The organism is Legionella anisa (assembly GCF_001467525.1).
Lineage (GTDB): Bacteria > Pseudomonadota > Gammaproteobacteria > Legionellales > Legionellaceae > Legionella > Legionella anisa.
In genome coordinates this window covers 71,797-82,768 of record NZ_LNXS01000003.1, presented here as the reverse complement: position 1 = coordinate 82,768, position 10,972 = coordinate 71,797, and the positions used below count along the sequence as shown (strand labels likewise).

Below are 10,972 nucleotides of genomic sequence, written 5' to 3'. Positions count from 1 at the left end.
GCTTTCGTAACTTTGAAAATTACAGAACTCGTGTTAGGGTGCTGTGCTGTTAAATGTGAGTGCCCCCGTAATTGGGAAAGAGCCATCATTTTGCTGTAGATTATTATGCTATTGAATTAATAGGTGGTAAAAAGCTGGGGATAAAATTTTGGCGGAGAGACAGGGATTCGAACCCTGGGAAGGTTGCCCTTCAACGGTTTTCAAGACCGCCGCATTCGACCGCTCTGCCATCTCTCCAGGCGTGAATACTATCCTAACGACCTTGGTTTTGCAAATATTTTTTTATTCTTCTGGGCATTTATAGGCAATATTTTTTAATACTGTTTCTATTTTTTCCATTTCTCAAAAAAAGCAGAAGAATATTCGCAAATTAAATAGTCCTAGGTATAATATTCCAAATTTTGTGGCTGTTGTCGCGGATACAACAGATATATATATATAGATAGGTGTGTAGTATGAAACGAATTCAAATGTTGTTCCTAGTGGCTCTTATCGTCTCTTTATCTGCATGTAAGACATGGTGGGGTAAAGAAGACGAAGATAATAATCCTTATAAAGGAATGACTGCCGAACAACTCAATACAGAGGCTCAGAAGGATTTACGTAAAAAAGAATATGCGACAGCAATAAAACATCTTGAAGCAATCGAAACGATGTATCCATTTAGCGATTATACTGAGCATTCACAGATGCAATTAATTTATGCTTATTATAAAAATGAGGATTATCCTTCGGCCGCCGCTACTGCGGAACGCTTTATTCATCTTTACCCAAGAGCTAAGAATGTGGATTATGCTTATTACATGCGAGGTATGGCTAATTTCCAACAAACTCGTGGGGTTTTTGCAAAATTTTTACCTCTAGACGAATCATGGAGAGATCCGGGTACACAAACTCAGGCTTATTCTGATTTCGGTATCCTGATTCAAAAATTCCCAGAGAGTAAATATAAAGCAAACGCGCTACAGCGTATGATTTATTTGCGCAATATGTTTGCTCAACATGAATTGAATGTTGCGACATTTTACTTTAAACGTAAGATGTATGTTGCAGCAATTAATAGAGCGAGTTATGTAGTGAAAAACTACCCACAAGCTCCGAGCGTAAAACAAGCTTTGGTTGTAATGTATGATGCGAATATGGCTTTAGGTTTCAACAAGGCTGCTGAGGAAGCATTAGTGGTTTATAAGGCGACTTATCATACCTCTAAAATGGAGCACATAGTATCAAACTAATTGGCCTAGAATGTTTGTAATAGGCGGGTGATCGTTGCCATTTTTTTGGATGCATTGTAGCCTGGGTGCAGCGCAGCGAAACCCGGGTTCCGCTGCGCTGCACCCAGGCTACATATATGGAGCATAGCTGGTTCTGTGATTATTTTTTCGGAGTCATTTTCGTTCAAAATGCGCCGAATACAACCTTTTCCTTGGTAGTTAATCATCTCACCTGGGTAACCGTGTAATACCCAGGTTTTATTACGCATTACCCTTTATACAATCTCTGCTTCCGCTAACTCAGGTTCTTTTTCTTTTACTGTGAGTGCCGCTAAAAGATCATTAGTTAACTCGCGTAATTCTCCAGATAATAAAGTCAGTGCTGCATCGCGTTGTTGATGTTCTTCATCAAGTTGTTTAATTTCGTTAAAGTCATCAAGAAGATAATCAAGACTTTTGAGCTTTTTGAATGCGAAGTCATGCGTCAAGGTAAGTTGAATTCTTTCTTTCCAGATTAAAGAAATTTCTGCAGTTGCCATACCTTGCGATAATAAAGTTAAAACTTCCTCTGCTGGCAGCTCATAACCTTTACAATGCACTCGTTTTTTTTCATCATCAAGAGAAAAGAGCAGACAATCAGATGCCAATTGAAAATGGTTAGGAAGCGTATTGGGCGAATGAATCCATTCGGCGAATCGTAAAGCGAGATTTTCGGTATGTGTTAGTGGTTCAATCGAAATATTTGACACCGACTTACGCAAAAGAGAAGTGAGTTGTGATGCCTGATTATTACTGGAGGCATTAACTATGATTCTTTTGCTGGCACTATCAAGGATAGCAAGCATCTTTTTTTGGATGCAGAATGATCTAGGCAATAAATCAAACTCAATATCTTCAGCCATTTGCGCTTTTTCTGCTCGTTTAATTGAGCGACCTTGTTGGGTCTCAAGCATTTGTACTTTTTCGGCAAGCATTTTGTTGATTACACCTCGTGGTAGCAAACGCTCTTCTTTACCCATACAAATCAGCGAACTTCCAGCAACTTCCTGAACCATTTCATCTGCAAAAGCAGGAAGCCAGCCATAAACAAAGCGAGCATGAGGAGGACAAGGTTTTAGGATATTTTCAGCCAGAGATGTTGTTAAATCACACGCTTCATCCAGCTCATATTGATAGATCAGTGCATTGTTAAACCACATAAAAAAACTCCTGAGATTACATAATATAATAGGTACCGATTGCCATCGTTCTATTGTATGGCAGTTTATAAAATTCGATATTCAAATTGGCTGAATAATTGCGTATCAGAAAGGCAAACAACTTCTCTTGCCAATAAAAAGTCAATGATTTTTTTGATTTTGACGCAGTAATATTAGGGATTTCTACCATATATGTAGCGCGATCAACATTTAATTTAAAGGGAAAAAGATTTTTGTTAGAGGCTCGTTCCAATGCTCTGGGTATAGAAATAGTTTCCATAAAACCATAATGCAGGGTGAGATTGAACACTTTTTCATGCAAACATGTAATTTCGTAACGTTGGCTGTAATGAATATGCGGAATGTTATCTACAACATAATTAACAATAAGTACGCGCTCAGGAACCGCGCGGCTTAGTTTAAGAAAATGAAGGAAACTGCCTCCGCTTTTATCATAAACATCGGTGATAAAAACTGCTGTCAGATCAGTGAGCTGATTTAAACTTTTATATTCTAATTGCTTGAGAATCTTAGAAATATCATCTTTATTCATATAATAATTTTCGCGTAAGTATTCCAAGCCAAATTTCCAGGTATACATAATGGTCGCGATGAGTAAAGCAAAAGTAACGGGGACCCAACCACCAGTCAAAAATTTATGTAAATTTGAACCAAGAAATGCGAAGTCTACGATAAGAAAAAAGCCAAATATAGTAATAACCTTATATTTTGACCATTTCCAAATTGAGATTGCGGCATAGGCAACCATCGCATCAATTAGAAGCATGTCTGCATTCACAGCAATTCCGTATGCGTGAGCAAGTCTATCTGAAGTTTGAAAGGCGAAACAAAAAGTTAGTGTGCCAATAAACAAGATAATGTTAATTTGTGGTACATAAATTTGCCCGGAAAACTCCTTGGATGTTTGTACTATAGGTATACGAGGACATAGGCTTAGTAAAACCGCTTGTTTTGTCAAAGAAAACGTAGCCGAAATTACAGCTTGTGACGCAATTATCGTGGCAATCGTAGCAAGAATAATCAAGGGAATATAAAACCATTCAGGAGCAATCATATAAAATGGATTGCTGATTGCATTGGGATTTATGAGTAAGTTAGCCCCTTGACCAAAATAATTTAATATCAAGCAAGGAAGAACAACCGCAAACCAACCGGCACGAATAGGATTTTTCCCAAAGTGCCCTATATCTGCATAAAGTGCTTCACCTCCGGTGACAACAAGAAAAATACCGCCTAATAACAAATACCCTTTTAATCCTGTATCGCGCATCAGATCAAATGCGTAATAAGGATTGATTGCAGTAAGCACAATAGGGGCTTTAACAATTTGTACGATGCCAAGAATTGCGATAGTAAAGAACCAAATCAGTATAACTGGTCCAAATAGATTTCCTATGCTTCCTGTTCCTCTTGCTTGTAAGGTGAAAAGAAGAATCAGAATAACTACAGCTATAGGCAGAATAAAGGGCGTAAATTCATGTGAAAGCGTACTAAGACCCTCTACCGCACTGATTACAGATATAGCAGGCGTTAGCATTCCATCACCTAAAAGTAATCCAGCTCCAAAAATTGCAATGATGTAAAATAAAGGCGTGTATTTAGTACTTTTATGCTTCATGAGAGCCAAAAGGGCGAGAATCCCTCCTTCACCATCATTATCCGCCCGAAAAATTAAAATCAAGTATTTGAATGAAATAACAAGAATCAAGCACCAGAAAATAAGTGACAGTACCCCCAAAATATGTGTTTGAGTAATAGCGATGTTATTTAATGTGACTTTTAAGGCATATAATGGACTGGTACCAATATCTCCAAATACAACGCCTAATGCCCCAAGAGTGAGACCATAAGAGAACTTGTGTGTATTTTCCATATCTATTACCAGAATGTGTTGCTAAATATAATAGCAAAAAGGGGGATAAAGAGTGTTTTCATATTTGTTATACTGTCCCTAACTTTTATTTTTTTTCCACCAGTTTATTGGGGTGGGAACTGCTTTCTTAGGTTTTGAACTTGCAGGTCTAGCGTTCTTTGTGTAGATTAGCCGATTTTTGTTCTTTGGGAAATAGAAAATGAATGCAAAAGTTATTTTGCTAGCAGCAAAACAAAATACCGTATTACGCGGCCATCCATGGATATTTCCTAAGGCTATTGCAAGAACACATGGAAAATTAGTAACAGGACATTTGATTGATATTTATAATGCAGATGACGAGCTTATTGGAGTAGGTGTTTATAATGAACATTCTCTTTATCGAGTTAGGGTCATGGCTCTTGCCAATGAATCCATTGATATCAGTAATTTACATGCCCTGATTACACATCGATTAAGCCAGGCAAAACGAGTAAGGGAATGTTTAAATCTGCCTAATAAGGAAACTACTGCGTATCGATTGTTTAATAGCGAAGCAGATGGTCTTTCAGGTTTAACGATCGATCGATTTAATCAAACTTGTGTTGTTGCCAGTTCCGCTTATTGGGTTGAGCTCAATCGAGAAACTATCATTCAAATATTAAAAGAATTGTTTCCTGAAGATCAAATTATATGGATGCCACAAAATAAACCCTTGAGCCAAGATGGCTGGGAACAAATTAGCCTGCAAGAGAAACATTATAATACTCAGGTTCTTGAGGCAGGGGTTATTTATGAAGTTGAGTTTGCTCAAGCACAGAAAACAGGTTTGTTTCTTGATCAACGAGAGAATCATCAACGTATCGCCCAGTTATCCAAAGGAAAGAGTGTATTAGACCTTTACTGTTATAGTGGTGGCTTTGCATTACATGCTGCTAAATCTGGAGCCTTAAAAGTGACAGCGGTGGATAGCTCTGCTCATGCAATAACTCAAGCTCAAAAGAATGCAGCATTAAATGGCGTGACTCAAATTGAGTTTATTGAGGCTGATGCGCGTGAATATTTAACAAAAGCGGGAAATTATGATCTCGTTATCCTCGATCCTCCTAAATTGGTTCCATCAAAGCAACATGTTGAGCGAGCTAAAAACTATTATCGGTTTTTACATCGTGAAGTATTTAAGTACATGAAATCAGGTTCCTTATTAATGACGTGTAATTGTTCTTCAGCGCTTTCATCTCAGGAGTTTTGTTCTTTGGTTAGTCTTCAAGCTGGAGCAGTAGGGAAGCAAGCACGTATTTTAGGTATTTATGGTCCAGCAAGCTGTCATCCTACCTTAGCTTCTTTCCCAGAGGGAAATTACCTTACTGCGATTTTGTTAGCCGTTGTGTAGTCAATTTGCAGTCTGAATGCAGAGAAGTGGAATACGGAGTTGTAGCTGGCTGCTTGCAGGCAGGCTGCCAAGCTGTATCACACCCAGGGTAAGTTGGGGCATTTTGACTTGAGGGAGGCTCACTTTTTTTGTGTTGCTCATAAATTGATTCCTATTTTTTGAGAGTATTTCAAAGATAGGAGTTTTGTCATTTTTTATAGCTTGGCCCCTTAAAAATACAAAAGATAACACTCTTTGACAAAGCACATAGCAGGTAGCGACACGCTTGAACTTCTTTTTTAAGCTACACTTAAAAAAAATGCTAAATTTTAAGCTCTCTATGGAATAATGAGGAATAAAATAATGGCTATGTCGAAACGTTATATTACAGAAGATGAGCAGGAATTAGAAATTATTACCATTGATCCTAAGCAGGTGACTTCACCGAGTGAAGCTTATGATCTCCTTAAAACTCTTTTAAAAGAATATGGAGTAAATAATGGGGAAACTAAAAGCATTAAACTAGGGAAAATATATCCGATTGATCACAATTCCCAAAACGTTTATGTAGAGGTAACCGATCAACTTGATCCAGAAGAACACCCAACAAAGAAAGATCAAAAAAAATGGCGGATAAGGGGAGAGCTTTTATCCGATGAAGGAGGAACTGGGGTTGTTTATGATACTGAAAGAACTTACCGTCTGACTGATAATGATGAGTTGATCATCAAAGAGAAACAAGAAATTAAACACCCTAAAGTATTAAAAGAAAGAAGATATAAAAATGAAGGCACAGAGAAAGAGGTTGAGAATACGCGAGAAGTTGGAAAAAAGGCCTATCTTAGCGGAAGATATGGACTCTTTACTAATAAAGCACTCGGCACAACGCTTGATAAAATATATTTTCAACGCGGTACTCCCTTCTCCGAACTATTAGCTTTTGTTAAAGCATGTACTCAAGAATTATATAACGTGCACATAAAAAGTGACAAATCACATAGTGATTTGTCGCAACCGAATAATATTTTTTATGATCTTAATACAAAGCAAGCAACAATAATTGATTTTGAAAATCTTGGTTTTGGCGAGGATCAAGACAAAGCTAAAAGAACAGATATTTATGATTTAAGTATAATATTGATGGATAAGGTAGGGTACTATCTCTCTGGAGAAGAAGGCGAGGAATTAAAAAAAATTATCCAATCTATGAAAGCTGTACAATACCAGAAAGTTGGAGATGGAAACATTGGTAAGTTTTTGGATGATATTAATGAAATGGAAAGTAAAGCCCATAAACCGCCTTTGTAGCAAGGTAGATTGGATCATTTACCCAATCTACGGACGATTCCTTAGCGCAAAGTTCAGACAATGGTTAATGATTCCATTTAGGTATGGACGGATCTATCTCTGTCTTGCAAGCATTGTAATACATCATAAAAACTCAGTTCGCATGCTTTTAATAAAACAAATAAGTGAAAAACCAAGTCCGCACATTCATTAACTAATTCTTCACGGTTGTTATTCACTGCAGCGATTACTGCTTCAATGGCTTCTTCACCTACTTTTTGAGCGCATCGAGAGAGCCCAGATTCGAATAATTGTGATGTATAACTGTGTTCATTTTTTGAGTCTGCACGCTCATTAACCAGCTCAATCAATTCATGTATAAAACCTAGATTTGTATTATGTTCAGGCTGAAAGCAACTCGTGTATCCTAAGTGACAAGCGGGTCCTTTAGGTAACACCTGAATTAAAAGGCTGTCGCTATCACAATCCACACCGATATGTTGTACGGACATGCTATTACCAGAGCTTTCTCCTTTGCGCCATAAACGCTTTCGACTTCGGCTGTAGAGATTCAATTGACCTGTAGTCAGGGTGGCGATCAATGCCTCCTGGTTCATATAACCTAACATTAGGACATTACCATTTTGAGCATTTTGGATGATGGCCGGTAATAAACCATTCATTTTTTTCCAATCCAAAGAATTAATTTCCATGTGAATCATAATCGTACCTCAATTTTTTGTTTTTTAAGTGCTAATTTAATTTCGTGTATCGTCAAAATTTTGTCATGAAAAATGCTTGCCGCTAAAGCTCCATCTACTCGAGACTCAAGAAATACTTGAATAAAGTCATCCAGCGATCCAGCACCTCCTGAAGCAATTAATGGCACCTGACATAAAGATCGTACTTGTTTTAATTGATGCAAATCATACCCCGAACGTACGCCATCTGATTGCATACAGTTTAGTACAATTTCTCCTGCACCTCTGTCTTGTACTTCTTTAATCCATTCTCTTGTTTTGCGTCTGGAATTAAGGGTTTTTTTTTCATCTCCAGTGTATTGATAGACATAATAATCATTGTCTATCCATTGACTATCAATTCCTATTACAACACATTGGCTTCCAAAATTCCGGCTTAGTTCATTAATCAAACCAGGGTTTTCTAATGCCGGGCTATTAATGGATATTTTATCGGCCCCAGAATTTAATACCGATTTTGCCTGATCAAGTGAGCGAATTCCACCTGCTACGGTGAAAGGAATATTAATTGTTTCTGCAACTTGATGGACCCAATCCGGGCAAACCGAACGCTGTTCAGAACTTGCAGTAATATCATAAAATACCAACTCATCAGCACCCGCTGCAGAATAATCAGCGGCAAGTTCGAGAATGTTGCCAACAACACGATGATTACGAAATTTAACGCCTTTGACTACTTGGTTATCGCGCACATCAAGACATGGAATAATTCGTTTAGTTAACATAATTTATACTCAAATTAATAATGTAGCCCGGGTGCAACTCAGCGAAACCCGGGAAATTCTGTATCTATATAAATAAACCCGGCTTTCGCTGCGCTGCCCAGGCTACACCTACAATAACATTGACCTCAGATCAAAAGTACCTTGGTATAAGGTTAGCCCTAGGATCACTGCGTTAACCCCTAGGCTGTCCAATCGATTTATATCATCTGCATCACGGATACCACCTGAAGCTTGCCATTCAATTCGTGGAAAACGTTCTATTGCTTCTTTATAAAGCTCAAAATTTGGCCCTTGCATCATTCCATCACAAGCAATATCAGTACAAAGTATTTGTTTAATTCCTAATTGCTGATAATGAGAAACAACATCCCATAAATTATTATTCGTTGTTGTTTGCCAACCATGAATAGCAGGGATGGGTATCCTATTTTTCATTCGAATATCTAAAGCGAGAATAATATGTTGTGGGTTGATTTCCTTAATAATAAGTGCTGTTAGTTCTGGATTGGAAATGGCAATACTACCTAATACTAGATTGGATATCCCAGCTGAAAAACATGTTATTGCTTGTTCTAAAGATCGAATTCCTCCGCCTGCTTGCACGACGATTCCTGTATTTTGCATGGCACAAATTAAAGGCAACTGTTGCATCGTTCCTGTTTGAGCTCCATCCAAATCAACAACATGCAAACGCTTTGCTCCCAATTCGGCAAAATAAGCAGCACGCTCTACTGGTGGTGTATCGAATTGAGTGACTTGATCAAACTGTCCCTGTCGTAAACGTACACAACGGCCTGTTTGAATGTCAATTGCAGGGATAAGGATCATACAGCCTCCGTATTTTAAGTTAACGATTTCTTCAAAAATACTCTTCTCTAGTAGAGTTGCCGAAAAAGTCTAATGGTTACAAAAATTGTTGAGCAAAGTCATTCCGGTTTCAGCAGATTTTTCCGGATGAAATTGCATGCCCCAAATGTTATTTTTTTGAATTATTGCTGTGAACGGTTCATTGTATTCACAATGGGCTAACGCATACTGGCTTTCACCTAATGCGTAACTATGAACAAAATAAACGTAATCATGTTCTTTTAATCCCTGTTGCAAGAATGTTTTTGTGCACCACTGTAATTGGTTCCAACCCATGTGAGGCACTGGATAACCTTCTTGCTGGCGTAAACGTTGTACTCTTCCAGGAAGCATACCGAGACAACGAACATCACCTTCCTCACTACTTTCGAATAATAATTGCATGCCAAGACAAATACCGAGCAGAGGTTGCTCTAGCGAAGTAATGACGTCGATCAACTTATACTGGCGTAACGCATTCATACCATAAGCTGCAGTCCCTACACCTGGTAAAATCACATGACTTGCTGTTTCAATTTCCTTTGCATCGTGTGTTAATTGATAATTAAAACCTAGTCTTTTTAATGCATTGACTAAAGAGGTTAGATTGGTGCCGCTGACATCTATAATGGCAATCATAATACCCCCTTGGTCGATGGGAGACTATTGTTTGTTTTCATGCAGGCTTGGCCTAGCGCTCGCCCTAATGATTTGAAGCATGCTTCAATCATGTGATGATGATTTTGGCCTTTCACTTCAATGTGAATGGTTGCACCAAGGGCGGTGGCTAATGAATTAAAGAAATGGGGAACCATTTCAGTTGCCAGGCCTCCAACAAATTCTCGAGTAAATTGGCCTTTAAAATCGCAAAAGCCTCTACCACTAATATCTATGGCTATAGAGGCTAAAGATTCATCCATAGGTAAAGTAAAGCCATAGCGGTCAATACCCCATTTGTCGCCAAGTGCTTTTTTTAGCCCTTCGCCTAAAGCGATCGCAGTATCTTCAATTAAATGATGATCATCAACTTCTACATCACCGGTTGCATATAATTCAAGATTGAATCCACCATGTTTGGCTACTTGTTCCAGCATATGGTTAAAGAATGGCAATGGTGTATTTATGCAGCTGTTCTGGTCAGTATCCAAGATCAGGGTTAGCTTTATCTCGGTCTCTTTTGTCTTTCTTTGGACTACTGCAGTTCGTTTTTGATTCAGTATTGTTTGGGTAATTTGATCCCATCCATGTTCATTGGAGACAGGCAAAAATTTAATCCCCAGATTGTCAGCAAATTGTCGGTCCGTTTCTCTATCCCCAATAACCCAGTTACATGAATTATTAATTGCTCTTTCTTTTAGGAAGCGATCCACTAAGCCCGTTTTAGGTTTTCGGCACAAACAATTGTCTTCGGGCATGTGGGGACAAATAAAAACTTCATCAAAAAATATTCCTTGTGACGAGAAAATATCTAAGATAAATTCATGACAAATCATAAAATCATCTTCAGGAAAAGCAGAGGTACCTATACCGTTTTGATTGCTCACCATAACAAAGTGAAAGCCTTCCTTTTGCAATTGCAGTAATGCGGGAATAACACGGGGCGTGAGCTTAATTTTATCTAAAGAATCTACTTGATAATCAAAAGGTTCTTCAATTAAGGTTCCGTCACGATCGATAAATAAGATTTTTTGCATT

General features: G+C 38.1%; 11 protein-coding genes and 1 tRNA gene. 3 read left to right on the top strand and 9 right to left on the bottom strand.

Annotated features, from left to right (window positions below; translation table 11 throughout):
• Window positions 1–149 precede the first annotated feature (149 nt).
• Window positions 150–237 (bottom strand) — tRNA-Ser (locus tag Lani_RS01890).
• 218 nt (window positions 238–455) lie between these two features.
• On the opposite strand from Lani_RS01890, the gene Lani_RS01885 reads away from it, so the two are divergent.
• On the top strand, window positions 456–1,235 hold the full coding sequence (locus Lani_RS01885) for an outer membrane protein assembly factor BamD (protein WP_019232033.1): 780 nt from the start codon (window positions 456–458) through the stop codon (window positions 1,233–1,235).
• Window positions 1,236–1,489: 254 nt separating this feature from the next.
• Here the strand turns inward: Lani_RS01885 and Lani_RS01875 are convergent, their stop codons facing one another.
• Together Lani_RS01875 and Lani_RS01870 are read right to left on the bottom strand one after the other, a co-directional pair.
• Complete coding sequence (locus tag Lani_RS01875; RefSeq protein ID WP_019232035.1) at window positions 1,490–2,413, bottom strand: recombination-associated protein RdgC; 924 nt, start codon at window positions 2,411–2,413, stop codon at window positions 1,490–1,492.
• A 16-nt stretch (window positions 2,414–2,429) separates the two neighbouring features.
• Window positions 2,430–4,307, bottom strand: a complete 1,878-nt coding sequence (locus Lani_RS01870; RefSeq protein ID WP_019232036.1) for a potassium transporter Kup — start codon at window positions 4,305–4,307, stop codon at window positions 2,430–2,432.
• A gap of 199 nt (window positions 4,308–4,506) precedes the next feature.
• Between Lani_RS01870 and Lani_RS01865 the strand changes: the two genes are divergently transcribed.
• Window positions 4,507–5,679 carry a class I SAM-dependent rRNA methyltransferase gene (locus Lani_RS01865; protein ID WP_019232037.1) on the top strand — a complete coding sequence of 391 codons (1,173 nt, stop codon included), beginning with the start codon at window positions 4,507–4,509 and terminating at the stop codon, window positions 5,677–5,679.
• Here the strand turns inward: Lani_RS01865 and Lani_RS20090 are convergent, their stop codons facing one another.
• Window positions 5,680–5,820 (bottom strand): hypothetical protein, encoded by a 141-nt coding sequence (locus Lani_RS20090; RefSeq protein WP_019232038.1) that lies wholly within the window; start codon window positions 5,818–5,820, stop codon window positions 5,680–5,682.
• A 201-nt stretch (window positions 5,821–6,021) separates the two neighbouring features.
• Here Lani_RS20090 and Lani_RS01860 point away from each other — a divergent pair, with 201 nt between their 5' ends.
• Window positions 6,022–6,966, top strand: coding sequence for a protein kinase family protein (locus tag Lani_RS01860; protein ID WP_019232039.1), 945 nt, complete (start codon window positions 6,022–6,024; stop codon window positions 6,964–6,966).
• A gap of 77 nt (window positions 6,967–7,043) precedes the next feature.
• Here the strand turns inward: Lani_RS01860 and hisIE are convergent, their stop codons facing one another.
• The 5 genes from hisIE to hisB all read right to left on the bottom strand — a co-directional run bounded on the left by hisIE (window position 7,044) and on the right by hisB (window position 10,971).
• Window positions 7,044–7,667 (bottom strand): bifunctional phosphoribosyl-AMP cyclohydrolase/phosphoribosyl-ATP diphosphatase HisIE, encoded by a 624-nt coding sequence (gene hisIE, locus Lani_RS01855; RefSeq protein WP_019232040.1) that lies wholly within the window; start codon window positions 7,665–7,667, stop codon window positions 7,044–7,046.
• Window positions 7,664–8,431 (bottom strand): imidazole glycerol phosphate synthase subunit HisF, encoded by a 768-nt coding sequence (gene hisF, locus Lani_RS01850; RefSeq protein ID WP_019232041.1) that lies wholly within the window; start codon window positions 8,429–8,431, stop codon window positions 7,664–7,666. The genes hisIE and hisF overlap by 4 nt, the downstream gene beginning before the upstream one ends.
• Window positions 8,432–8,539: 108 nt before the next feature.
• Complete coding sequence (gene hisA / locus Lani_RS01845; protein WP_019232042.1) at window positions 8,540–9,259, bottom strand: 1-(5-phosphoribosyl)-5-[(5-phosphoribosylamino)methylideneamino]imidazole-4-carboxamide isomerase; 720 nt, start codon at window positions 9,257–9,259, stop codon at window positions 8,540–8,542.
• Window positions 9,260–9,328: 69 nt separating this feature from the next.
• Window positions 9,329–9,916, bottom strand: coding sequence for an imidazole glycerol phosphate synthase subunit HisH (gene hisH / locus Lani_RS01840; protein WP_019232043.1), 588 nt, complete (start codon window positions 9,914–9,916; stop codon window positions 9,329–9,331).
• Complete coding sequence (gene hisB / locus Lani_RS01835; protein ID WP_019232044.1) at window positions 9,913–10,971, bottom strand: bifunctional histidinol-phosphatase/imidazoleglycerol-phosphate dehydratase HisB; 1,059 nt, start codon at window positions 10,969–10,971, stop codon at window positions 9,913–9,915. The genes hisH and hisB overlap by 4 nt, the downstream gene beginning before the upstream one ends.
• Window position 10,972: the final 1 nt, after the last annotated feature.